The sequence below is a fragment of the Flavobacterium sp. KH_001 genome, from assembly GCF_057840745.1.
In genome coordinates, this window is the sequence record NZ_CM174520.1 from 2,248,725 (window position 1) to 2,273,660 (window position 24,936).

Annotated in this window: 17 protein-coding genes; 15 read left to right on the forward strand and 2 right to left on the reverse strand. The window is 35.2% G+C overall.

What is annotated here, in order from left to right; translation table 11 throughout:
- Positions 1–419: 419 nt before the first annotated feature.
- Genes AC3ITQ_RS09740 through AC3ITQ_RS09750 form a run of 3 tightly spaced genes read left to right on the forward strand, consistent with a single transcriptional unit; the run spans position 420 to position 3,045 of the window.
- Positions 420–1,394, forward strand: coding sequence for a glycosyltransferase family 2 protein (locus AC3ITQ_RS09740; RefSeq protein ID WP_489238426.1), 975 nt, complete (start codon positions 420–422; stop codon positions 1,392–1,394).
- Positions 1,394–2,374: a UbiA family prenyltransferase gene (locus tag AC3ITQ_RS09745; protein ID WP_489238427.1), complete on the forward strand. Its 981-nt coding sequence runs from the start codon at positions 1,394–1,396 to the stop codon at positions 2,372–2,374. Before AC3ITQ_RS09740 ends, AC3ITQ_RS09745 begins: the two co-directional genes overlap by 1 nt.
- On the forward strand, positions 2,371–3,045 hold the full coding sequence (locus AC3ITQ_RS09750) for a transmembrane-type terpene cyclase (protein WP_489238429.1): 675 nt from the start codon (positions 2,371–2,373) through the stop codon (positions 3,043–3,045). Before AC3ITQ_RS09745 ends, AC3ITQ_RS09750 begins: the two co-directional genes overlap by 4 nt.
- Before the next feature lie 21 nt (positions 3,046–3,066).
- Here AC3ITQ_RS09750 and AC3ITQ_RS09755 read toward each other — a convergent pair whose 3' ends face one another.
- On the reverse strand, positions 3,067–4,005 hold the full coding sequence (locus AC3ITQ_RS09755) for a Wzz/FepE/Etk N-terminal domain-containing protein (protein WP_489238431.1): 939 nt from the start codon (positions 4,003–4,005) through the stop codon (positions 3,067–3,069).
- A gap of 750 nt (positions 4,006–4,755) precedes the next feature.
- On the opposite strand from AC3ITQ_RS09755, the gene AC3ITQ_RS09760 reads away from it, so the two are divergent.
- From AC3ITQ_RS09760 to AC3ITQ_RS09785, 6 genes are all read left to right on the forward strand, one after another.
- Positions 4,756–5,295, forward strand: a complete 540-nt coding sequence (locus AC3ITQ_RS09760) for a helix-turn-helix domain-containing protein (protein ID WP_489238433.1) — start codon at positions 4,756–4,758, stop codon at positions 5,293–5,295.
- Positions 5,296–5,384: 89 nt separating this feature from the next.
- Complete coding sequence (locus tag AC3ITQ_RS09765) at positions 5,385–6,293, forward strand: hypothetical protein (protein WP_489238434.1); 909 nt, start codon at positions 5,385–5,387, stop codon at positions 6,291–6,293.
- 373 nt (positions 6,294–6,666) lie between these two features.
- Complete coding sequence (locus AC3ITQ_RS09770) at positions 6,667–8,328, forward strand: T9SS type A sorting domain-containing protein (RefSeq protein WP_489238435.1); 1,662 nt, start codon at positions 6,667–6,669, stop codon at positions 8,326–8,328.
- Positions 8,329–8,335: 7 nt separating this feature from the next.
- A complete protein-coding gene (locus AC3ITQ_RS09775) occupies positions 8,336–12,310 on the forward strand; it encodes a DUF5977 domain-containing protein (protein WP_489238367.1) in 3,975 nt (1,324 codons plus the stop codon).
- Between the two features lie 9 nt (positions 12,311–12,319).
- Positions 12,320–15,775, forward strand: coding sequence for a DUF6443 domain-containing protein (locus AC3ITQ_RS09780; RefSeq protein ID WP_489238437.1), 3,456 nt, complete (start codon positions 12,320–12,322; stop codon positions 15,773–15,775).
- A 1-nt stretch (position 15,776) separates the two neighbouring features.
- Positions 15,777–16,277: a hypothetical protein gene (locus AC3ITQ_RS09785; protein ID WP_489238439.1), complete on the forward strand. Its 501-nt coding sequence runs from the start codon at positions 15,777–15,779 to the stop codon at positions 16,275–16,277.
- A 332-nt stretch (positions 16,278–16,609) separates the two neighbouring features.
- Here AC3ITQ_RS09785 and AC3ITQ_RS09790 read toward each other — a convergent pair whose 3' ends face one another.
- Positions 16,610–18,229 carry a hypothetical protein gene (locus AC3ITQ_RS09790; protein WP_489238441.1) on the reverse strand — a complete coding sequence of 540 codons (1,620 nt, stop codon included), beginning with the start codon at positions 18,227–18,229 and terminating at the stop codon, positions 16,610–16,612.
- A gap of 1,147 nt (positions 18,230–19,376) precedes the next feature.
- On the opposite strand from AC3ITQ_RS09790, the gene AC3ITQ_RS09795 reads away from it, so the two are divergent.
- The 6 genes from AC3ITQ_RS09795 (at position 19,377) to AC3ITQ_RS09820 (ending at position 24,867) form a co-directional block, all read left to right on the forward strand.
- Positions 19,377–20,054 carry a recombinase family protein gene (locus AC3ITQ_RS09795; RefSeq protein WP_489238443.1) on the forward strand — a complete coding sequence of 226 codons (678 nt, stop codon included), beginning with the start codon at positions 19,377–19,379 and terminating at the stop codon, positions 20,052–20,054.
- 474 nt (positions 20,055–20,528) lie between these two features.
- Entirely contained in the window at positions 20,529–21,095 is a 567-nt protein-coding gene (locus AC3ITQ_RS09800) for a hypothetical protein (RefSeq protein WP_489238444.1), read from the forward strand.
- 4 nt (positions 21,096–21,099) lie between these two features.
- Positions 21,100–22,779, forward strand: coding sequence for a hypothetical protein (locus tag AC3ITQ_RS09805; protein WP_489238446.1), 1,680 nt, complete (start codon positions 21,100–21,102; stop codon positions 22,777–22,779).
- 113 nt (positions 22,780–22,892) lie between these two features.
- Positions 22,893–23,810: a tyrosine-type recombinase/integrase gene (locus tag AC3ITQ_RS09810; protein ID WP_489238447.1), complete on the forward strand. Its 918-nt coding sequence runs from the start codon at positions 22,893–22,895 to the stop codon at positions 23,808–23,810.
- Between the two features lie 12 nt (positions 23,811–23,822).
- Positions 23,823–24,689, forward strand: coding sequence for a tyrosine-type recombinase/integrase (locus tag AC3ITQ_RS09815; RefSeq protein ID WP_489238449.1), 867 nt, complete (start codon positions 23,823–23,825; stop codon positions 24,687–24,689).
- A 46-nt stretch (positions 24,690–24,735) separates the two neighbouring features.
- Entirely contained in the window at positions 24,736–24,867 is a 132-nt protein-coding gene (locus AC3ITQ_RS09820) for a hypothetical protein (protein WP_489238451.1), read from the forward strand.
- Positions 24,868–24,936 lie beyond the last annotated feature (69 nt).

Genomic DNA, 24,936 nt, shown 5'->3' on the forward strand with positions numbered 1-24,936 from the left:
TTTGTCCTAGGAGCGGGAAGTATTCAAATATCTAACCTATTTGTCGAAGAATTTTATGAAATTATTTTTTGTTAAATACTGTAATTGCAAAGAGAGTTGTGCTAAATGATCTGTAATTCGCAATGAAATCAGCTTGTTTTATTTCCTCTATTCTTAAATAGAACTACTTCTTTTCTAACTTAAATAACCATAGTTTTATTATTGGATAATAGCATTAAATTTACAAACCTTTATTTGTTTAAAAATCATGAATTTTTAATGACAGATGTATCTGCGACAAATAGTTAACATAATATATTTACTTGGAAGTTTTAAATTGAATTCTTCGTTTTTTAATAATTATTCATTTTATCAGATATCTAAAATATTTGATTAAATTGCATTACTATAACCACTTTATACCAAAGCCAATTTCTTCTGTGAATAATACTAATACTGCTAATTCTCCTCTTGTTTCGGTTATTATACCAACTTATAATCGTTCCTATTCTTTACTTGCTGCAGTTGAGTCTGCCATAAATCAAACTTATAAAAATATTGAAATTATTATTGTAGATGATGGTTCAGCTGATGATACAAAAGATGTAGTTACTGCTTTTGGAAATAAGATTTTATTTATTCAAAAAGTACATTCAGGACAAGCAGATACAAGAAATGTAGGATTACATTATGCAAAAGGAGAAATAATCGCACCTCTTGATTCGGATGATATTTGGCACGATAAATATCTTGAAAAAAGTGTAGGGTTTATGTTGAAACATAATTTAGATTTATTTTTTTCTAATTGGGAGCACAACAGTGTTGAAAAATACTATGCGAATGTTTTTTCTAATCTTTTAAAAAATAAAAATATTCCAAATAAAGACTGTTATGTTTTTAGTTATTCTGAATTTAGAAAAGTTTTACTAATTGATCCCATTGCTCCAAGTTCCGGTTTAATTGTGAAAAAAGAATCTATCCCTTTTGGTTGGAATGCACAGGTAAATATAGGGGACGATTGGGTTTTACAACTCGAAATGATTTTTAAAAATCTAAATTGCAGAGTAGGTTTTACCAAAGAAGTTTATTGGAAAAAAAATAGGGATTCCACCAATATTAGTGATGGCAGAAAGGGAATTGCATTTAGACAATTACATATTAAGGATTTGTATTTAATTCTTTCAAAATTTAATTCATATTTGGATAAACAGGAACGTAATATGATTTACTTGAAAGTCTTTCAGAATAAAATCTTAATATCATATTTAATGCTATTAGAAGGTAATTTTGGAACAGAAATGAAAGAGCTTTTCGTTCACGTTGTTAAAGAACCTCAGTTGTTTTTTAAAGCTCTTGGAAGAGGAGTTCAAAAACAAATTACCAGAAACATTCAATTTACTTTTAATAAAAATTAATGAATTTTTTTAAACATATTAGACTAACCACTTGGTGGTTCAAATTGCCACCATTTTTGGTTTTGATTTATTTGTATTTTATAAAAGAAAGTATAGGAGATATTAAAGAAGAAATTTTCCTCATTTTGTTTCTTTTATTTGGAATAATAACAATTGCTGTATTTGCAAGTTTGATTAACAATTATTACGATCAGCAAGATGATTTTATAGCAGGGAAAGAAAATAAAATGATCAATATACCACAGAATTATCAATTTTTAATTTTACTAGCTGCATTGTTATTAGGCATTTTATATTCTTATTTTTTATTACCTAATTTTCGTGCTTTAGTTTTTTATTGGTTAAGCTGGATTTGTTTTTATATTTATTCTTGTAAACAATTTCGTTTTAAGGAGAAGACTTATCTGGGGGTCGTTTTTGATGGTTTGGGTTCTCAATTTTTCCCAAGCCTTTTTATTTTTTCTTTTTTGTATAAAGGCGATATAAATAGTAATTTAATATGGATAATCAGCGGAAGTTTTTGGATGTTCTTTTCCTTTGGGATGCGTTCATTAATCATTCATCAATACGATGATTATGAAAATGATATAAAGGCAGGTGTTCCTACATTTGTAAATAATACTGTTCAACCCACAAGGGATATGTTTAAGGTATTTATCTTGATATTTGAAATTCTTTCTTTTATAATATTTATGTGGACAATAGATTGGCGCATCTTAATAGCTCCAACTTTAATTTATATCTTGTTATTGGTTATACTTAAAGTTTTTTTCAAGATAAAATTTTATTTTTTCGAACCGTTAAAAAGTTGTAAATCCAGAAGTTTGTTTTTTGATTTTTACATAACGATTCTTCCTTTTACACTTTTGGGTTTACTTACAATAAAGAATTCTCAAAATGGAATACTACTGGTACTTTCTATAATTTTATTTAATGTGCCTACTTTGTTTAATATGATTAAATTTTTTAAATTAAAATGAAATACGATTTTTTTAACATATGTGGACTTTTGGGAGAAATGTGTTGGGTTCTTGCTTATATACTTATAATTTATAGAGGATTAAAAGACAAAAGTTATGGTATGCCTCTTGTACCGCTTGCCTTAAATTTAGGTGTGGAATTTGTTTTTTCTTTTTGTGACCGCTTTAATTTACTATTTAGTTATACTTGGTTTTTCCTGGATCTGGGTATCGTATATACTTATTTCAAATACGGATATCCTTCTTTTAATAAATTTTATCACTTAGAAAAAAAACAGTGGTATATTATAAGTGTTTTAGCATTTTTGGCAGGTATTTTAATTAATTATTTTGGACATCAATTTTTTGCTCATATTTTGGATAAGCTTCCAGATACAGACATAAGTATTTTTTTCTCAGTTTTAACGTGTGTGTTTATGTCTATATGCAGGTTGGCCATGTTTTTTCAACGTGGTAATTCTGAAGGGCAGTCCTTTATAATTGCTTGCACAATAATGATGGGGAATTTTTTATGTTTTTTCCAAATCTTAACCACCTCTGATTTGTATATATGGAATAATTCTTTAATGAGATTAATTCTGTTGATTATTGTTGTTACAGACTTTTATTGTGCAATATTACTTTACAAACAGCTTATAAAAGAAAAGATTAGTCCATTGACACGATTATAATTTATTTTTGTTTATAGTTATTTAATTTAACTTAAATAGCATTTTGTAATTGCTATTCATTAAAAAGCTAATCAAAATTCCAATTAGAAAGCCAATAAAAATAAATACAATAAGAATTATACTGGTTGGAGTATTGCTGTTCACCGCAGGAATTTGTCCTTTTTCCAGTACTTGAAAAATTGGAGTATCTTCTTGTATTTTTATTTTCATTTGTACAATTGATGCTGATAAACTATTCTGAATTTCTTTGGTAATAACCGCATTTGCTGATGAATCCAGTAAAATATTTTTCTGTAAATTTTCTATAAAATATAATTCCTGGCGCGCTTTCTCTGTGCGATATTTGGTAATATAATCGATAAGATAAGTAATTGTAAAATTTGTAATCTCTGCAGAAACTGTAGGATCGGGCATTTTTGCAGTAACTAAAATAACACTATTCTTTTTGGCATTAATTATTAGAATTCTTCTTTGAATATCCTCTATAGCACTATAATCATCTATTTTATTATTAGTAATGGAATTTGATTTTCCTTTCGCAGGTAAGGATTTCTTATTTTCGATATTGTAGTAATAATAAGATTTAAAACTTATTTCTCGGTGATCACTCGTTTTTACATTTCTGGTAAGAATATAATGGTAAAAGTCACTTGTCTTAAGAATTTCGGAATAAAGTTCTGAGTTGGTGATTTCGGTATTGTATAAATCAATATTTCCATTATATTTTTTCAATAATTCGTATAGCCCTCCCATACCACTGGAAGGTTTGTAGGCAACTTCGGGCATGATTTTACCAGTAGAAATATATTCTTTTGGCATGTTTAATGCATAAAAAAATCCAATAATTGAAAAAAGTAAAGTAACTAGTAAAATTGTTTTATGCTCCTTTTTTAAAACAGTAAAAATTTGAAGTAAGGAAATATTAAAAAACTCATTATTTTTAGTATTTGTTTGTTCCATTTTTGTGATCTTTTATTTAATTGTAATAGCAAATTCTGTAAGCTCCTTACTATATTTTCGAATAGTAATTGGTTATGAAAGTAGTTCTCCCAAAGATGATTAAAAAACAATGTAATTTCAAATATTTTAAATGTTTTTCTTAAAGTATGTTGTTTTTATGAATATGTTATTTATTTGATAAATATAGACTTGTTTTGATTTACAGTGTTTTACGAAACGGTGAGATATTCATATTAGAGTGAGTCATAAAAAAATATGTTTGACTTTGAAGTAGAATAAATAAGTGGGGAATTTACCCCTTGCTGGCTTTAGCATCCCGCTCTTGAATGCGACGGGATATTGACAAAGAGGATTAAAACAAAAAAGCTCCAGCTTTCTCTGAAGCTTTGACTTAAGTAGCTCTAAAGGGGCAATTCTGGAACCATTTTATGGACGATTTAAAAAAAATAAGTATCATATTAATTTCGCAATTCAAAATAAAATCTATTCGCTTTAATCAAATTCCTTTTTCGGACAGCTTTTTTTTAGTGGAAAATTGAAAAGAAATGACTAAATAATTTTAAGGGAAAAGAACGCAAATCGAACAGTTAACTGCTAGTGTAACGGATTTTGGTAATAGGTTTAATAAAAAGTTGGTTTTGCATTTGAGATGATTTGGAAAATCCGAATAATGGGATTAATTTAGTGCCAAATCCCCTTTATTACCAGAACCTTAGCAGAATGTTTACCAGAACCACAAACAAAACGAAAATGAAATCTATAGTTCAACATTTAAGAGAAGAGAAAAACTTAACCCAAACTGAACTTGCTGAAAAAAGCGGACTTTCGCTAAGGACAATTCAAAGGATTGAAGCGGGAAACATTCCAAAAGGATTTACATTGAAGGCACTTGCAAATGCCTTTGAAACTCAACCTGAAAAACTAATTCCTTCCAAAGAAATTGCAAAACTTGATAGAGCAAAATTGATTAATTTGTCTAGTTTATTTGGCCTTCTGATACCTTTTGGAGGAGTTGTATTCCCATTAATTTTGACCTACAAAACAAAAGATACCAAAAACAAAGAGCTTGGAAAAAATATAGTGAGTGTTCAAATTCTAATTGCTGTTACACTTGCTGTTTCTCAAATAGTAAGTCCATTCATTCAAAAGGGATTATCACTGCATTTTCCGCTTTTTATATTTCCATTATTATTAATTATTTGTCTGAAACTATTGGTAGTTATTGTAAACGGTATAAGTTTAAACACAAAAAACGATTTGTGTAAAATGCTAAAAATTAATTATTTATAAAATTTATCGGTAGATTGGCGTAAAATTGACGTATTCCTTTTGCAAATAAATTGTTTTGTAAAACAGAAGTTTGCAAAAAAAATAATCTAATGAAAGTTTTAAAGAAAATTGTTTTGACCATTTTGGTCGTTTTGATTTTAGCTGTACTTGGAGGCTATATTTATTTTGACCAAAAATTCACTCCGGAAAAAAATTATTTGAAAGTAAACAATGAAAGTGGTTTTGTGCCATTAACATGGTTGGGTACAGAAAAAAATGTTTTATTGCTTCCTTTACATTTTTCGAATGATACAATAACTTATTATTTGCAATTTGACACGGGTTCGCCTTATACCATATTTTATTCAAATTCAATAAAAAAAATAGGGCAAATCTCGGTGAATAAAGAACTTGCAAAAGCCTCTTTCTATATAGGAAAAACAGAAATTACTTCCGATAAATTTAAAATTTATGATCACGGAAATAATGACAATGATTCCATAAAAATAATTGGGACGATTGGGGCAGATATTTTAGAAAATAGAAAGACACTTATCAATTTTAAAGAAAATTATATTGCTTTAAATTTATCTAAAGTGCCATCTCAGTTTCAGGCTAAACTGTTTGATTTTAAATTCAAAAAAAGAAAAATAATCATTAGAGGTTTATTAAAAAAGAAAGAGGAAAATTTTTTATTTGATTCGGGTACAAGCGCCTATGAATTATTAACCAACAAAGAAGTATGGCAAAACTTGAAATTACCCAATTCAAAAATAAATATAGAAAAATCACAATCGTGGGATAAAGTTTTGACTGCATATACAGCAAACTGCAACCAAAAAATTGAATTTTTCAGCCACGAAATACCTTTAAATAATGTTACTTATGTAGAGGGATTTTCGCAAACCCAATACACAATGATGAAATTTTCTGGCATGACGGGAATGCTCGGAAACAAAGTATTTTTAAACAATAGTTTGTACATTGATTGTACACAAAACAAAATGGGAATAGAATAAAAAACCTATTGTAGCAAGCGTCCCGCTCGGGAATGAGACGGATGTTGATAAAGAGGGTTAAAACAAAAAAAGCTCCAGATTTCTCTGCAGCTTTTTGTCTTAGTAGCCCTAACGGGATAATTCTCGAACCGTTTTATCCATGATTTAAAAAATACGAGTACATAATTGTCCTTTTAAAAAATTTAAAACCATCAATTTCAATTTTGATTTTTGATGTTTTTTTTGTTTCCATAATTTTTTTTAAATCAGCATCTTTATTGGCATGATTGAGTAATATATCTCAAAATGTGGGTTTCCGTAAAATTTTAACAAATGTCTAACTTAGATTTGCGAACAAAAATAAATTTCGCGAAGCTTAACCTACAAATTGCATATGAAAAAACTTTACCTACTAATTCCTGTTTTCCTGCCGTTGTTTACATTTTCTCAAGACATTCTTTGGGAAAAATCTTACGGAGGCATTCATGCAGATTATTTATTTGATGCCCAGCCCACTGCCGATTATGGATTTATATTGGCTGGCAGCTCTGTATCTGACAAAACTGGAAGTAAAGCGGATGATAATCATGGAGATCTGGATTATTGGATCTGGAAAATGAATGAAAAAGGAGAACTCGACTGGCAGAAAAGCATTGGCGGAAATGGTTTTGATTTACTCCAAAGTATTAAAGGAACTAAAGATGGCGGATTTATTTTAGCCGGTACATCAAGTTCAGGAAGCGGTTTTCAAAAAGGAGAAGACTGTAAAGGGATAACGGATTTCTGGATCATAAAACTAGATGCTTCAGGAGAAGAACAGTGGCAGAGAACAATTGGAGGAAATGGCCAGGACGAACTCTTATGTGCTTTCCAAACTAAAGACGGTGGCTATATTTTAGGAGGTTCTTCAAGTTCTAATCCTCCAACAATTTCAAATACTAAACCAGAAGGGAAATCAACTGCCACTACCAAAGCAGATTTATTTAATAAATCAGAAAAAAGCAGAGGCAATATGGATTATTGGGTTGTGAAGCTAAGTAAAGAGGGTAGTATCGAATGGCAAAAGACCTATGGAGGACAATATTCCGATTTGCTGCGAAGCATGGAGCAGACTCTTGACAATGGATATATTTTAGCAGGTTATTCTAATTCTCCAATTTCTGGAGAAAAAACAGACAACAATAAAGGGGCTGGAGACTACTGGATCGTAAAAATAAATGATACAGGTGAAATTCAATGGCAAAACACTTATGGTGCGGATGGTGATGATCAGCCTTATGTAGTTCATCAGACTTCTGATGAAGGTTTCATTATTGGAGGGAATTCAAGCAGTACAAATGCATTAACTCCACAAGGCGGTATAGTCAGCAATGGAACTGATTTTTGGATTCTGAAAATAGACCGTGCAGGAAGTGTCGACTGGAGTAAAACCTACGATTTTGGAAAAGTAGATATTCTGACTTCTTTGGTTGAAAATGTAGATCATACCTTTTTAATTGGAGGTTATGCGAAAACAGAAGCAAACCGTTCTGTGGCAAATACTGTTGCTAAAGCTGTTGGAGTAAATCCCGATAAAGACGGTGTTAACGATTACATAGCCCTTAAAATCGATGACAAAGGAGAAGAACTCTGGAATAAAACTGTTGGAAGCAGCGGAGAAGACATTCTTCGAAAATTAATTGAAACGCGGGACGGCGGATATTTGATGGCGGGAACTTCTAATTCAAATTCTTCAAAAGACAAAAACTCTAATGTAGGAAGCAATGATTTTTGGGTGGTTAAATTAAAAGACAAAACAAAAGTGGAGAAAATCAAAGCCAGTATAGAGGCTATTCCTAATCCGGTAAAATCATATACCAATGTAATTATTGGTTATGATTTTAAAGAAGGAACCGCCACTTTAGTTGATATGACCGGCCGGGTTCTGCAGGAATTCAGTATTTCAAGCAGAACAGTGCCGGTAGATTTAAGCAAATATTCAGAAGGAATCTACATTATCAATATCAAAACCGATGTAAAAACAGAATCGGTTAAAGTTATCAAATCAGTTAATTAAAAGCAGTATGCATCCATATATAAAATCAATAAGTCAGCGTTTTGGAATAAATAAATTAAGTGTTCATTCAAAAACAGTATTAATGCTGGTTTTTGTGTTAAATACATTTCTTGCTGTAGCACAGCCAGAAAAACCTAATGTTCTTCCGCCTTCAATGGATAATTATAATTTTACCAAATACGGAGGTTTGGAAATGAGTAATAATAGTGGAGGTTTTGCATACACTGCCCCATTATATTCCATAAAACATGCAGGAATAAACGTGCCTGTTTCCCTGAATTATTATACCGATGGGGTTAAGGTAAATGACATTGCCGGTATTGCCGGTATGGGTTGGAATCTAATGGCGGGAGGTATGATTACCAGAGTAGTTAAGGACCAGCCGGATGAGTTTGCGGCAACAGTAAAATACAGGCCGGAAACTGCGGTCATTGATGAAATTATTGGAGGCAACTATACAGATGCGTATTATTTAACCAATATAAAACAGAAAGCCATGGACCTGTGGAATACGATATATAATAATGCAGGAGGTCACTACTATAACAAACTTGATACCGAGCAGGATGCTTTCAGTTTTAATTTTAATGGGCATAGCGGGAGCTTTTATATTGAAAACAATCAAATTTATTTGGATACAGATGAAAATGAAATAAAAGCCTCTTTCGAGAAAGTTGTAATTGGCGCCTATAATTACCTTAAATTCACTTTTATAACACCTGATGGTCTGAAATATACGTTTGGCGGAAGTGCTGAGTTTGTGGAAAGCTCTGAAATAGCAGGAGACTGTGCCAAAAATTATATGGAACCCATACCTACAAGCTGGCATTTAAAAGAGATTGAATCTAACGGCCAGGTGGTTAAATTTACATATAAAACCATTTTTAAATATTATCCTTTTGATTATTCACAAATGGTGGTTTACAATGTGCAGGAAGATAGCCCAGGATGCCCCCCTGCTGGAATAATATCAGACTGTCTGACTAATTTCACGACAAGCAATGCTAAAGTATTGACGCAGATCGATTTTGGAACTTCAAAGGTGAAATTTAATTATTTAACGCAGCGAGCCGACTATTATGCCGGACATCTGCTCAGTGAAATGATTGTAAATGACGGTTTTCAGGATGTGGACAAAATTAATTTTGAATATGTGTATTCGCTTAATAACTCATTAAATGTACCGAATACCAATACTTTAGAGAATAAAAAGAGAGCATTTCTTCAAAAAATTATCTATAAAAATAATTCAATACAGCAATTTGATTATAATACTATAAACGGAATCAGTCCAAGGACTTCTTACAGCCAGGATATTTATGGCTATAGCAATGGAAATACAGTGGCTTCTCTTTTAAATGTAAATTATGATGGTCAATCAGACAATCCAAGTAAATCTTGGATGAAGAATAAGTTTCTTGGTTTAATTGACAAAGCAGATAGAAGCATTGATCCCGTAAAATCATTATACGGAGTTCTCAATAAAATTACTTATCCAACCAAAGGTTATTCAGTGATCAATTATGAGAACAATTTAAATCTGGAGACACTAAACGTGAAAAAGGTAACCATGCAGTCTCTTGACGTCCGCAAAGCGCTCTGCCAGACTGTCGCAGGAGATTTGGCTTCAAGAACCCTAACTTTTACAGCAAACGGATCTCCTATATCTGTTTTAGCTCAGGCAGTTGCAAATTCCTGCAGTACAAATGATATTGATTTCTTGCATGACAGGCATAGTCTGACCATTAAAAATGTAACAACAGGGGTAGTTTTATATTCTAAAGTAAACGATTTTGATCAGCATTTCTTATCCAATGAAACAGTTTATATTGAAGACGGGGCAGACGCTATTAATGGCTCAATTTTTCTTCCAATCTCAACCGTATCTGGCCAGCAGTATTCGGTAACCTATGGCGTATCAACAAATTTTGATGACGTAAGAGGAAACATAATTGTAGAATACAATTCATATTATGTACAAGAACCTACTGTTGTGAACTACGGCGGTGCACGTGTACAATCAATTGCTGATTACGATGCTAATGGTGTCATGTACAACAAGACCGATTATGTATATAATAAAGTTACTGATTTAACATCAGGCCGAACTTCATTGCATCACAATTATTTTTATTCTCCATGGTTTGATGATTGCGTATCACAAAAATGCTTCCCTGAGGGAAGATCGACATGGACACTTGTTGATTGCAAAAATGTAATAACTTTTGGGACAAATAATTATCTTGGCGGGCTCGCTTCCCGAGGAAACAGGATAAATTATGAGACAGTATCGGCTATTTTAGCCAATAAAAATGCAACGGAAAATAGATATTATGTAAACGATGGTACAGCAGACCAGCCGGTAATCGTTCACAGATTATATTTGGATAATACTACGCGTTCTAATCCTGTGGGCTGGCATGACGGAAAACTGGAAGAAACGATTATTTATAACTTTCAGGGTGGTATTTATGTTCCTGCTAAATCGATCAAAACCAAATATGAAGTAGTAAGTGATGTTTCTTTTTTTAACTATAATGTAGCAACTGGAATAAAGACAGATACTCATTTCAGTGCTATGGATTTAGAGCATGTTACTAATAATGTTGAGTATGTAGGCTGCAATACACTAATTTGTAATATAAGAGCCAAGCTTAAAATAGAAAAATACTTTAACCACTGTATAATTCGTGCGAAAACAGAAACAATAGAAACAGAATATTTTAAGGGAAATCCCATAGTGAATACGACTAAATATTATTATGCGTCTCCAAGTCACCATTTGCTGAGTTCTCAGACTTCAACGAATTCAAAGGGAGAAACCCTTCAGAGCAAGTTTTTTTACGCACCTGATGCTGAAATGGCCAGCCAGCCCTTCAGAAGCCAGCTTATTGCCAGCAATACGATGCAGCCGCTGCAGACCCAAACTTTCAATGCAACAACTAAATTATCAGAACAGCTGACGGTGTATGATAACAGTACAGCGACAAGCAATTTACTGTTGCCGAAAATAATTTACAGTGCAAAGTTTCCTAATACCTTTCCTTTGATAACTGGTGTAGGCAACCTTGAGAAGAAAATTACGTACGACAAATATGATGATAAAGGAAATTTACTCCAGTATACTACAGAGAGCGGTATGCCTGTTTCTATTATCTGGGGGTATAATAAAACGCAGCCTATTGCCAAGGTAGAAAATGCAGCATACAGTGCAATAGAGGCCAGCGTGCTGAATCTGCAAAATTTATCTAATGCGGACAACGATAATTGTATGCCTGCCGCGAACTGCAAGGAAGAGCTTCTAAGAAAAGCGCTGACCACTTTAAGAACTTCTTTTCCACAATTCATGGTCAGTACCTATACATACAATCCACTTATTGGTGTTACCAGTATTACAGACTCAAAAGGAATTCCAACCTATTATGAGTACGATACCTCAAACCGATTAAAGCATATTATTGACAAAGATTTGAATGTGGCTCAAAAATATTGTTACAATTATAAAGGGCAGGTAATAGACTGTAATATTTTGGCAAATGTGGTGGTGTATAGCAGTATCGCCAGAAGCGGTTCCTTTACCAGAAACAATTGTGCTGCCGGAATGATCGCTTCGAGCGTTACCTATAGTCAGGCAGCAGGTGCAGTTACTTCTACTATTTCGCAGGCCGATGCTGATGCAAAAGGACTTACTAAATTTAATTTAGACGGTCAGGCCTATGCCAATGCTAACGGAACTTGTACAGGTGTTACATTTAATGCTGTAGGAGTTCAGGATATACTGCTAAAAAAGATGTTTGTGACCTTAACGGCCTCTTCTTCAAACCACACTGGACATACATTTAATATAGAAATTGTGTATGACACTGCGACAAATCCTACCAATTACAAGAGTGTAGTTCTTGAATTATTAAATGGAGAAACATCAAAGACATTTACCGTTGCAGTTCCTGCGTTAAGCAATGCAGAAATTGTATCATTTTAAAGCCCTGACATGAAAAAATATATTTTAATCTTTGCTTTATTATTTATCAGTATAAGTATAAAGAGCCAAACTTTCAGCGATGATAACTTTATCTACACCGCTGTTCCGAAAAGAGGCATTCAGGTGTCTAACCTAACCTCGTTGTCAAAGGATGATGTCAGTCAAAGCATCACTTATTTTGACGGACTGGGACGTCCTGTACAAAAAGTAGCAGCAGGGCAGGGAGGAAATGGCGAAGATATAATTACTCCAATGGAATATGACAGTTACGGAAGACAAATAAAAGAGTATCTGCCCTATCCGTTAGCTAATGCTACAATTGCGTATCCTAGAATCGCGATTGCATCTTCATTGGCTTCCTTAAATAGTACCTACAATACGGCAAAATACAATAACACCTCTAATTATTTTTCGGAAAAAAGTTTAGAACCTGCTCCAATAAATCGAGTTTTAAAACAAGCTGCACCTGGAGCTTCCTGGGCAATGGGTGGTGGTCATGAAATTAAGATGGATTACCAGACCAATACAGCGACCGAAGTAAAATTATACAAGGCTACAACAACCTGGACTGCTGGATCAGGATTATACGAAATAGGATTTGTTGATGCAGGAGCAAATAATTATGCTGTCAATCAACTTTATAAAACGGTAACCTTTGATGAAAACACTATTGCGGCCCCAACAGAAAGCAGTGGTTCGACAGTAGAGTTTAAAAATAAAGAAGGACAGGTTGTTCTTAAGAGAACCTATGATGCAGGAGTTAAGCATGATACCTATTATGTCTATGATATATACGGAAATCTGACTTATGTAATTCCACCCAAAGCAGACGGAATCATCACTACTGATACTCCAAATGTTCTGAATAATTTATGTTATCAATATAAATACGATTATCGCAATCGCCTTGTAGAGAAAAAATTGCCAGGCAAAGACTGGGAATTTATTGTCTACGATAAATTAGACCGTCCGGTAGCAACGGGTCCGGCATTATCACCTTTTAAAGATGACACTGCTGTGGGCTGGCTTATTACGAAATATGATGCTTTTAACCGTCCCATTTATACCGGCTGGAGCAGTCAGGCGGTAAGTTCAGCAGCAAGATACTCTTTGCAGACCACTCAAAATGCGGCAGCGACTTTATTCGAAACGAAGCAAACATCCGGCACTATCGACGGCATTGCTGCTTATTACAGTAATGCCATTGCACCAACGAGTTTCAAGCTATTGACAGTAAATTATTATGATAATTATACTTTTCCTAATGCTCCGGCAGTACCAACGACAGTAGAATCTCAAACGGTATTAGTGAATGTTAAAACCTTGGCAACGGGAAGCTGGACCAGAGCCGTTTCTACACCGGCTTCAATAGCAGGTGAAACCAGTGCTACATTCTATGACAGCAAAGCAAGACCGATACGAAATTATACACAAAACCATTTAGGAGGTTATACCTATACCGACAGTAGTCTTGATTTTTTGGGTAAAACAATGTCTACGGTCAGCAGGCACAAACGTACTGCTTCAGACACAGAACTTACAGTAAAAGAAGTTTTTACCTATTCGCCTCAGGATCGTTTATTGACCCATACCCATCAAATTAATGGAGGGGCTATACAGCTCATGGCCGCCAATACTTATGATGCATTAGGACAGCTGATGAGCAAAAGTGTAGGTAATAGCACAGGGGCTCCCTTGCAGAAAGTAGATTTTAATTATAATATCAGAGGCTGGTTAACAGAAATTAATAAAACAGACAATTTACAGCAGGGCACTGAAGCAAAAGATCTATTTGCTTTCAAGATCAATTATAATACAATTCAGGCCGGAATTACCGGAGTTACTGGACTTTACAATGGAAACATTTCCGAGACATTCTGGAGGACAGGATCAGACAATATTGAGCGTGCCTATGGATACAAATACGACAACCTGAACCGTTTAAAAAATGCGGTTTATGAAAAAAGCGGACTGACCACCAATGCCTATGACGAAAACCTGACCTATGACAAAAATGGAAATATCACGTCTTTGGTAAGAAAAGGAGATATTGATCCTCAGGTTGGAATTATTGAGATTGATAATTTGGCGTATACTTATCCCACAAACTCCAATCAGTTGGGCAAAGTGACAGACAATGCCAATAACACCAGCGGTTTTAACGATGTGAATAAAACAGGCGATGATTATACCTATGATCTGTACGGCAATATGATCACCGATAAAAATAAAAATATTACCGCTATTACTTATAATCAGTTAAATTTACCAAAGAAAATTACATTTGGAACAACAGGAACCATTGATTATATTTACAACGCTGCAGGACAGAAACTGGAAAAAATTGTAACGATAGGAACCGTTACAACGAGTACCAATTATTTGGGAGGATTTCAATATAAAAATAATGTATTAGAATTTTTCCCGACAGCTGAAGGATATGTAAAAAATACAGCTGGTGCACTTTCATATGTGTTTCAGTATAAAGATCATTTGGGTAACATACGTTTAAGTTACGCTAAAAACCCAACGACACAAGTTCTTGAAATTATCGAAGAGAATAATTATTATCCTTTTGGATTAAAACACAAGGGGTATAATGATTATGCAGCGAATACCAATAAATATAAGTACAACGGAAAAGAACTCCAAGATGAGATGATTGGTGGAAACCAATTAAATTTATATGACTATGGGGCGAGAAATTATGACCCTGCACTTGGTCGCTGGATGAATATTGACCCATTGGCAGAGACCTCTAGACGTTTTTCACCATACACATATGCTCTTAATAATCCAGTATATTTTGTAGACCCCGATGGAATGGAAGCTAATACTTTTTTTCATAGTAAATTTTTAAATCAAAATGGAGGGCATTGGAGTGATGACTACAGAACTCAAAGTGACGGAAGTAGTGGTGGTAATTCTGAAAGCAATTCAAGTGGGCCTGGAGACCCTCCAACAACGAGTAGTATATTTGATTATTTAAAGTCAGTTTTTAAAAGAGTTCCTAAAAGTGCAAAAGAAGCTGAACAAAGCAATGTAGATAGAGAATTTTTTTTCGATGTCACAAATTATTTTAATGATGGAAATCTAAAAATATTAGAATATCTTTCTACAATAATAACACTCCCACTTAGTGGTCCTGAAGTTGGGACAAGTAAAGGAATAGTTTTTTTTTCTGGTGAAGGAGCTGAAGCACTTGCTCTTAAACAAGGATATAAAACTTTAGGGCAGACAAGAGCTGGTATTAACTTACAAAAACTAATAACAAGTAAAAACATACCTTGGTCAGAAGCAAAGCCTATGTGGGCAAGATTATCTACTACTCTCGCAAAAAGTATTCCAGAAGGAAGTACAGTAAGGGTTTTTATCAATAATCCAACAGCAGAATCTATTTGGCTAAATGTTGAGAGACCAATATTAGAAAAAAAAGGCGTTAAAATAATTTACACAAAATTATAATATGGAAATCGATAAAATTATCCCACCTCTGGATTATAAGCATAGGAATGGATTTAGTAATATTGAATTAATAAATAAATTAACTAAAGAAGAAAAAGGGGATTTAGAAAATATACTTATTAATAAACTGAATTTTATAGAAGATAAAGATTTTGATTCTTTAATTATTGAGACATTGGCATATTTAAAATCAAGAAAAGCATTGCCCATATTGAAAGAGTTGATAATAACATGTGCCAATGATATGGATAAGCTGATTATTGCCTCTTCAATTTTTGAAATTGATAAAAAAAGTACTGATATGATTGATATAGCTATCAAATTATTTAAGAACATAGATAATAAAAGTGATGCTTATTATGTGTATAAATTGGTTTCAGCATTCTATTATTTGTCAAAATTTAAGAATTCTAAAATCAATAATATAATTAAAGAATATACAGTACATCCAGAATATTTAGTGTCATACAACGCAAAAAAAGCATTACTACAACATATATGAACCCCCGTGGTAATGTATCAGATGTGTTGATGGTCAATTTTTGTATCTGACAATTGCAGATAATCAACTATTTAGGTAATGTATCAGATGTGTTGGTGGTTAATTATTGCATGACACATTTACAGATTATCAATGATTTATATTAATATCGCATAAAAATTAAAACAGCCTTTAGGCTGTTTTTTTATTTTATAATGTCTTAAATCAAAAAAAATGGACTTAAACCAGACTTGGTGTTACAGATGTGTTGGTGAAATCATAAAAATATTTTAAACATTTTATAATAAATAAGCGTCGATCCTGCGGAGCAGGATTAACGCTTATTTGGTTATTTAAGGTTTTATCAAACCATTTAATTTAGAAATCATTGATGCTGTTATCGGAACTCCATCATAATCATTATACTTTTGCTGAGTATTCTGTCTATTAAAATAATCCACAAGTTCAGCCATTTCTACGTTGGAGTTATCGATTCCAGAAATGATTTTCAAAATATCTTCAACGTCAAATGACAACTGAGGCAACACTTCATACAAGTTTACAATTTCATGAAGAGTGTATTTTGAAATATGAGCCGTTGCCGGCTCATGCCTTGATTCAATCAAATCAACATTATTTACTAAAGAATCATTTTTAACACTTGTCTTAACGCCATGTTCCAGAATAATACGGTTCATGGTCTCAGCTACCAATTCGCTGTCTTTTTCTTCACACATCAACGCATCATATACGTACAGCACATAAACGCCTTTAGCGTTCAAATCTCTGATAACTGCGCTCATAATATCCACTTCAACGGCAAACATCTTTTGAGAGGTAATCTTGTGACCATACTCGTTTTTATCTCGGTAGATTCTAGCAAGCATATCTGGTTCGTTTGATGAATAGTAGCCAAACAACGGAGATTGGCGCATATCGTCCCATTTTTTATTGAAAAAGCTTAGGTGTTCAATCTTAACATCTTTAAGGTCAATTCCTGTACGTTCAGCGACCATTTGATGTGTGAGGTAGCTTGCTGAGCCATCATATAACTTGATGATTTCATTGGGATGCAAACAGATAAAATCGAACTCAGGCAGTTTCTTGCCATCAACGGTAATCTGTTCACGTATCCAAGCTGGCATAAGGCTAAAGCTGTCCACGACACGACCACCGCTAGAGATATCGCCAGCAGAAGGAATCATAAAGCCACGACCCGTTAGGAACTCAAAGAGCTTGATGTTATCTTCAACAAAGCTCCTGTTTTTCACATCTAACCAATAGTGGTCTTTGTGTTTGTTCCGTACAGTTAGGATTTTGCCTTTTTTTGTAGTGCGACCCTCGTTGACCAATTGTTTTCCAATAAGGAGTAGTTCTTCGCTGGTAGGCAAATCAATCTTTGGATACATCCTAATGAGGTTGGAACAGATTGGATGTGCCAAGGCTTCACAGAACTGCTTATAGTATATCTTATTACGGTTTCGGATGATTCCTGTATCCTTGATAATGTATTCAACGAGTCTCACTTTTAGGTAAGTCTGGGTTAATCGGAACTTCTTGGACTCGAAACCCACTTGATAACTCTTGTCAACTTCGATAAACGCACCTGTACGTGTTCCAGTGGTCAGTACATTGATTATCTTGGTGTAGATAAAGGTATTGTCGGTATTTTTGGACTGCTCGTGCAGTATCGTAGCGTTAAGGGCTTTCCATTTGGACTCCGTGTAGTAGGTGCTGGCTAGGTTGGATAGGAACACAAGACACTTTTCAACGGCTGTATCAACATTTGGGTCTACGGTTCTAAGCAGGTCTTTGCAGTATCTTCTTAGGTTATATTCGGCTTTCTTTGGGATTAGGATAGAATTTACGTTCGGGAAACGCATTGCTGATTCTGACAGCTTGTAATCGTTAAGGAGCACGTCTAGGTCTCCAGTATCGCCAGTAAAAGCGAAGTCTTCATTTTTTGAGGTCATTTTGATATTCTCTTATTCTCGTTCCATCACATGGATGGATTATTGTCTCTTGGATTGGCTTGGTAAGAGAAGCTGGCAGAAGCTATCCGCCAGCAACCAAGGATTTAATGAGTTTTCTCTCAGTTATTGCTTATTATCAATTATACTTCTAAATGACAGGATAGTCAAGTGTTTTGAAAGGTTATTTTTTTAAAATTTTAGGTTAAATTTTGTAGACCCGCATTTTCAATAGCGCAAACTGCGCATACTCCAACATGGTGCAATATGCTCTTAAGTCTTGATATTACTGGTATTATGGTCTTATTATTCTATTAGATATTAAGTAACATATATGATAGAGAGTGAAGAGAGATAGAAATTAAGCCTCAGCAAATGTTAAAATTTTAGACCAACATTTCAATAGCGCAAACTGCGCATAAAGCTATGGTCAAAATACGTCTGTATCCCTTGCCATTTCTGGTATTATTGCATATCTGTAATAAGTAACATATATGATAGAGAAAGGAAGAGAGAGAGATTTTCCCTATCTGTACCTTATAAGTACCTTAACCCCCTAATCGTGTTCCTATAGAGCTACAGATGCTCCTGTAAACGCTGGGGAGGTCTAAAAATGGAGTAATCAATCTCAACAGACAGCTCCATGTTCACGCATACCGCCGTACCCCCTGTAAACACTAATGCTCCAGAGCCAAGTTACCCGCCCGTGTACATCCGAAAAAGTGTACTTCTCCTGACCCGTAGCTCGGATATGTCCGTGAACTGCGCTACCAAAATTCAGAAAAAAAATTCTGAGGGAAAAAACGGGAAAAAATATCCAAATGGATTCTGACCGATATTTATAGTAAAAGAGAACATGAAAATAGTAATAAGCTTATCCCAACTAAAACAAGTACTTAAGACCCAAAAAGTCAGATATCCGCTATCATTCAAAGCAGGCAATTTTACGGACAAGGAACTTGAAGAGTTTTCACGATTGATACAATCCAAAGAACGAGGCTAAGACCTCGTTTTTTTGTGCTCTGAAATGACCAAAAAAGCTGTGAGCCCAGGAAAACCAGGATTTTTCTAGGATAATCCAAAATAGACCTGGACTTTTGACATGTAATAAATCACAAACGACCGTTTAAGGTTTAAAATCATCAGTATCATGAAAAAGTTTATCGCTTATTATCGTGTGAGTAAAAAAGAGCAGTCAATTTCGGGATTAGGATTATCAGCGCAAAAAAGTTCCGTTGAAAAATATGTGACCACACAAGACGGAATCATCTTGAAGGATTTTACCGAGATTGAGACAGGAACAAACAAACGTGAACGTGTAGAGATTCACAAGGCTATCCAACTGGCTAAAAATGAGGGAGCAATCCTTATCATAGCAAAATTAGACCGTTTAGCCCGCAATGTAAGCTTCGTGAGTTCCCTTATGGATGCAGGAATCGAGTTTTTAGCGGTAGACATGCCATCAGCCAACAACTTTACCATCCATATATTTAGTGCCTTAGCGGAACAGGAAGCAAAGCTTATCAGCTCCAGAACTAAGGTTGCGCTTGCGGAACTTAAGAAAAAAGGTGTAAAATTGGGAAATCCGCAAAATCTAACCAGTGAAGCCAGAGCCAAAGGTTTACAGCGTATTAAGGACAATGCAGTGAATAATGACCGAAATCGTCAGGCTCAGTCAATAATCCTCAACTGCAAGGAGAAAGAAATGAGCTACAGACAAATAGCCAACTATCTTAACCAGCTGAACTTCAAGACTAGACACGGTAATAAGTTTTATGCTCCTACAGTTCTTCAATTATATAACAGAGCAACGACAATGGTTGCATAAATAGATTTAGTTATCAAATATTTTTCATAACTAAATTGAGTTATGTAATACGTAATTAAATTGAAAGTCAAGGCAAGAAATTGTGTTAATTATTTCTTAAAATATGTTAAATATTTTTAATCATTTTAACAAATTAAAAAAATCATGAAAAGTCAACTAATTTAAAATCAACATTTTATTTTTTTGAAAGACTTAAGTCATTTACGTTAAGTCATCTTACATAACGTGATTGAGTTACCAAAAAAAAAGTCTCAAAAATATCACTTACCTTTGTCAAACAAAACAAAAGGAAAAAGATTATTGCAAGAATCTTTCGCCATTCTGACAGCTAAAGAATGGAAAAAGAGCAAGTTGTAAAGCTGAACAGCAAGCTCTAAAAATCAAAAACATGTTTCAATTGACTATTCGATTCAATATTCGAAGCAGGATACCTATGTCTATACGTTACCTGCCAAAAACTAAAAAATAAAACTTATGAAAAATACATTAGAAACACTTTTCCAGTCTTTTGAAACTGGTATTAGAAGTTCCAAAGCGATAAAGCCAAAAGAATATCTTAATAACATAGGACTGGATTATGCAGAGCTTAGAATCGGCTTCAATTCTGGACAATTCCATCATAGAGAAACCCAAGAGTCCAAAGATGAATTTGAAGCTCTAGGAGTGCTTAAAAAGAGTGATGCAGGTGTCAGACAGGAAGACCTGACAGCTTATACGGTGTTTGGCGGATACGGACTGATTTTTCCGCTCATGAACAAGGAAAACAGAATCGTAAACTATTTTGCTCTACGCATCAAGCTCGAAACCGCAAAAGCAGAATACCTCAACAGCGAAGGAATTTATCCAGCTTACCCGAGTCCGCTCACCAAAAGGCTCTATCTCGCTCCAACGGTCATCGACTGCGCCAGCCTCATGCAGTCCAAAGCATTGGAGAACAGGGATGCTGTCATGGCGATGCACAACGGAGAACTGTTGCCACAGCACATGGAAGCCGTAAAATCACTGTGCGAACTTGAAGAAATCATAATCCTAAAAAACTAAAACGATGCAAACCATAAAAACCCAGATACAGAACATCAGACCAGAACTGCCAGTAAGCATGATTCAGCTCCCAGACGGGCACAGCATGAACGATATGTGGCTGAACTACGGAACGAACGGAATTACTGAAATGTTACAGAATCCCGTAAAAGAGAAGATAATCCCAGTACTGGAGATTCTAAGCGACTACAAAATCAGCTTCAAAGGAAAAACGGGAACTTTCTATGTGATTGGAAGCCTGCCGATGGATTTGGGAAATCTAAGGCTGACCATCCAGATAGTTCCAAATGACAGCCAGAAAAGACTGCGTGTAAAGATTGACTTGTTTGATTTTACCAGTGTAGAGAACCAGTGCAGGGAACTCAGTGAAAAACACGGATTTGACAGCACGTTTTTAGAGGCAGACCTTTTGCAGTTCACTGACCTTTTGGAAGACTACAGGGAAAACCTCTTCAACGCTGAAATGAACCCTGTAACCGACCAGTATTCCGAAAAGGAACTCACACCGCAAGCAAGCGAAAAAGCAGTGCAGTTCCTATCTAAGCCCAAGCTTTTCGAAAACATCGATAAACTGCTCGGGCAAAGCGGAATTGTAGGAGAAGAAGAAAACAGGATACTGATGTTTGCATTGGCATCGAGCTACAAAATGCCCAATACCCTGCATGGACTCATACAGGGAAGTTCTGGAGAAGGGAAAAGCCACCTCATCAACGGAATTGCGCAGTGCATGCCTCAGGAAGACGTTCTTAATATGACCAGAATTACCAGCAAATCCCTGTATCACTACAGAGAGAAAGAACTTATCAACAAGCTGATACTCATACAGGATTTTGATGGTCTGGATGAAGATGCTCAGTTTGCGTTCAGGGAAATGCAGTCTGCTGGATTTCTGAACAGCTCAACGGTGGTCAAAGACCTGCTGGGCAACAACAGAGCAAAGATGAAAAAGGTGGAAGCTCATTTTGCCAGTCTGACCGCCACGACCAAAGCAGAGGTTTACTATGATAACATGAGCCGTTCTGTAGTCTTGGGAGTGGATGAAAGCCTTGAACAGACCCTGAGAATCATAAGTGTGCAGAATCAGAAAAATGCAGGTATAAGCAACACCGAGCGTGAACAGGAAGCCAGACAGCTACTGAGAAACTGCATGCGGGTTCTAAAGAGCTATGAAGTAGTGAATCCGTTTGCCGATAAGCTTATGTTACCGCTTGAAGCCAAAATGCTCAGAAGACTCAACGCCCAGTTTCAGAGTTTTGTCGCTCAGATTACAATTCTGAACCAGTACCAGCGAAAAAAAGATGAAAAAGGAAGACTCATAGCGACCGAAGAAGATGTGAGAAAAGCCGTTGAGATTTTCTTTAGTTCCATCATTATCAAAGTGGATGAACTTGACAAAAGTACCAGACAATTTTTCGAAAAGCTGAAAGGATACCTCAGAAACCAGATGAGCGGAACAACGCACCGATTTACGACCCGTGAAATAAGACAGGAACTCAATATCAGCAAGACCTCAGCCTTTAAGTACATGCAGACATTGCAGGAACTGGAGTACATTCAGGCAGTCGAAGGCTCGCCAAACAAAGGATTCAAGTATGTGATAAGCTACTGGGATAATCTGGAAAAGATAAAAGCCAAGATTAAGGAAGACCTCAACAAGCAATTAGACAACCTGAAAACCACCTAAAAGAACACGCCAATCCCAGTAATTACTGGCAATATAACGCTGGTGTTCCCAGAATTGGAAAATGCGCATAAGGGAAGTTTTAAAATGATGATTAAAAAACAACAACAAAACCAATGAAAACAACAATACAGACCTCAGGATTTAAGAACCTTTTGAATGATTACGACCAATTTATCAAAGTAAGAAATTACAAGACTGGAAACTCCAGAATGTACCAGAATGCTGTATTGGAATTTCTTATCTGGTTGGAAGAATCAGGAATCACTATGATAAAAAGCGTTACAGGCAAAGAATCGGTGCGCTATTACGACCATTTAATAAGCAGACCCAAAAAGCGAGGCGCAGGAACACTCTCAGGGAAAACTATCAAATTTCATTTGTTTGCTCTTGGTCTTTTTGTTTTCAACCTTTTGGAGAACAAGCAGATTGAAAAAGCTTACTACGTTCCAAGCTATTCAGGAGACAGCGGAAATTCCAGAAATGCCCTGAGCGTTGAAGAAATCAAAATGCTCTACCAGCACTGCCAGAGTGATTTACAGCGGGCTTTATTATCAGTGGCTTACGGTTGCGGGCTTCGAAGGTCGGAATTGGTGGCTCTGAACACACGGGATATTCAGCTCTCAAAAGGAATGCTCATTGTCCGAGATGGTAAAGGAAGCAAGAGACGTGAAGTTCCCATGAGTGATATAGTTGCGGGTCACATCAAAAAATACATAGCCGAAGAGCGATATGAAAAGCTGAAAGGCAGTAACCAGATTGAAGATGCATTTTTTATTCATGACAGCGGTAAACGAATGAATGGCGAATACCTCAACGATACCTTAAAGAAAATGACGGAACAGACCAGTAGTTATGAGCTAATCCAGAAGGATATAACGCTTCACTGTCTGAGACACAGCATTGCGAGTCATCTGATGGAAAAGAACGCAGGTATTGATTTTATAAGAGGCTTTTTAGGTCATTCACAAATCAATACCACCTACATCTATGCAGTTAAAAACAAGAGAAGAAAACCAGTAACCACCTTTTAGAAAGACCAGCCTATGATTAAACTAACAATTGAAAATTTCCTGCTCCAAAGCTACAGCGAGCAGACCGTAAAGAGCTACATGTTTGCCATTAATCACTTTTTAGTGATGAATCCCAAAGCCAAACGATACAAATACAGGAATATCGTTGAATACATGGAAGAAATCGGAAAGCAACAGCCCAATGCCAAATATCGGGTCGTTATCCTCTCAGCTATCAAGAAATACTACGATTATCTGGTTATGAGCGGTTACAGAGAAGACCATCCGTGCAGGAAGCTCAATATCAAGCTCAATAGCAATCAGGCAGTTCAGGTTCAGGATTTGTTCAGCTCAGAAGAACTCCAGTTGCTCTTAACCCGAGAGAACCGATACCAGAATCTGGACACCAGAAACTATGTTCTTATCAATCTGCTAATTTACCAAGGTTTGACCAGTGATGAAATTATAAGGCTCAATGTTCAGGATATTGATTTGGATGCGGGAACAATCTACATCAAAGCTTCCAAGAATCTCAACAGGAGAAAAGCCAAACTCTTACCTCAACAGATAATGCCTTTTTTTAAATACATCAACGAAGTCAGACCCAGAATGCTCAGAAGCGCAACGGATAAGTTAATCATTGGAAAACTAGGAAAACCCATCACTGTTGACAGTGTTCATGCCATGATTCAGCCGTTAAAGCCGTTGTTCCCAGATAAAAACCTCAACCCCCAAACTATCCGAATGAGTGTTATCTGCAACTGGCTTAACGAACAGAAACTGGCTCTGGAACATGTTCAGGAACTGGCGGGTCATAAGTGGCCTGGCACTACAGAGAAGTATTTCAAAGCAGATAGTTTTCAACAAAGAGAGCTGATAAATAAGTATTTTCCCATTTGAAAAAATGGCTATATTTGATATGTCTAACCAATTAAAAATTAAAACTATGGCACTTAAACCAGGACCAAAAAGAATAGCAGATTCAACAGGAAAGCCTGACCAACGTCAGCGTGATAACAAAGGTACACCTGGAAATACACCATCGTTGAAACCATCCAAAAATTCTCCTAAAAAGTAAAATTTCAATTATCCGAATAGACGGATTTTAAAAGCAAATGCATTGTAAACCTATCATTGATTTGATAGG

What these genes read in the sequence shown, in the direction of transcription:
- AC3ITQ_RS09745 (WP_489238427.1), top strand. Translation starts at nt 1,394, where the DNA reads ATGAATTTTTTTAAACATATTAGACTAACCACTTGGTGGTTCAAATTG.
- AC3ITQ_RS09750 (WP_489238429.1), top strand. Translation starts at nt 2,371, where the DNA reads ATGAAATACGATTTTTTTAACATATGTGGACTTTTGGGAGAAATGTGT.
- AC3ITQ_RS09755 (WP_489238431.1), bottom strand. Translation starts at nt 4,005, where the DNA reads ATGGAACAAACAAATACTAAAAATAATGAGTTTTTTAATATTTCCTTA.
- AC3ITQ_RS09760 (WP_489238433.1), top strand. Translation starts at nt 4,756, where the DNA reads ATGAAATCTATAGTTCAACATTTAAGAGAAGAGAAAAACTTAACCCAA.
- AC3ITQ_RS09765 (WP_489238434.1), top strand. Translation starts at nt 5,385, where the DNA reads ATGAAAGTTTTAAAGAAAATTGTTTTGACCATTTTGGTCGTTTTGATT.
- AC3ITQ_RS09770 (WP_489238435.1), top strand. Translation starts at nt 6,667, where the DNA reads ATGAAAAAACTTTACCTACTAATTCCTGTTTTCCTGCCGTTGTTTACA.
- AC3ITQ_RS09775 (WP_489238367.1), top strand. Translation starts at nt 8,336, where the DNA reads ATGCATCCATATATAAAATCAATAAGTCAGCGTTTTGGAATAAATAAA.
- AC3ITQ_RS09780 (WP_489238437.1), top strand. Translation starts at nt 12,320, where the DNA reads ATGAAAAAATATATTTTAATCTTTGCTTTATTATTTATCAGTATAAGT.
- AC3ITQ_RS09785 (WP_489238439.1), top strand. Translation starts at nt 15,777, where the DNA reads ATGGAAATCGATAAAATTATCCCACCTCTGGATTATAAGCATAGGAAT.
- AC3ITQ_RS09790 (WP_489238441.1), bottom strand. Translation starts at nt 18,229, where the DNA reads ATGACCTCAAAAAATGAAGACTTCGCTTTTACTGGCGATACTGGAGAC.
- AC3ITQ_RS09795 (WP_489238443.1), top strand. Translation starts at nt 19,377, where the DNA reads ATGAAAAAGTTTATCGCTTATTATCGTGTGAGTAAAAAAGAGCAGTCA.
- AC3ITQ_RS09800 (WP_489238444.1), top strand. Translation starts at nt 20,529, where the DNA reads ATGAAAAATACATTAGAAACACTTTTCCAGTCTTTTGAAACTGGTATT.
- AC3ITQ_RS09805 (WP_489238446.1), top strand. Translation starts at nt 21,100, where the DNA reads ATGCAAACCATAAAAACCCAGATACAGAACATCAGACCAGAACTGCCA.
- AC3ITQ_RS09810 (WP_489238447.1), top strand. Translation starts at nt 22,893, where the DNA reads ATGAAAACAACAATACAGACCTCAGGATTTAAGAACCTTTTGAATGAT.
- AC3ITQ_RS09815 (WP_489238449.1), top strand. Translation starts at nt 23,823, where the DNA reads ATGATTAAACTAACAATTGAAAATTTCCTGCTCCAAAGCTACAGCGAG.
- AC3ITQ_RS09820 (WP_489238451.1), top strand. Translation starts at nt 24,736, where the DNA reads ATGGCACTTAAACCAGGACCAAAAAGAATAGCAGATTCAACAGGAAAG.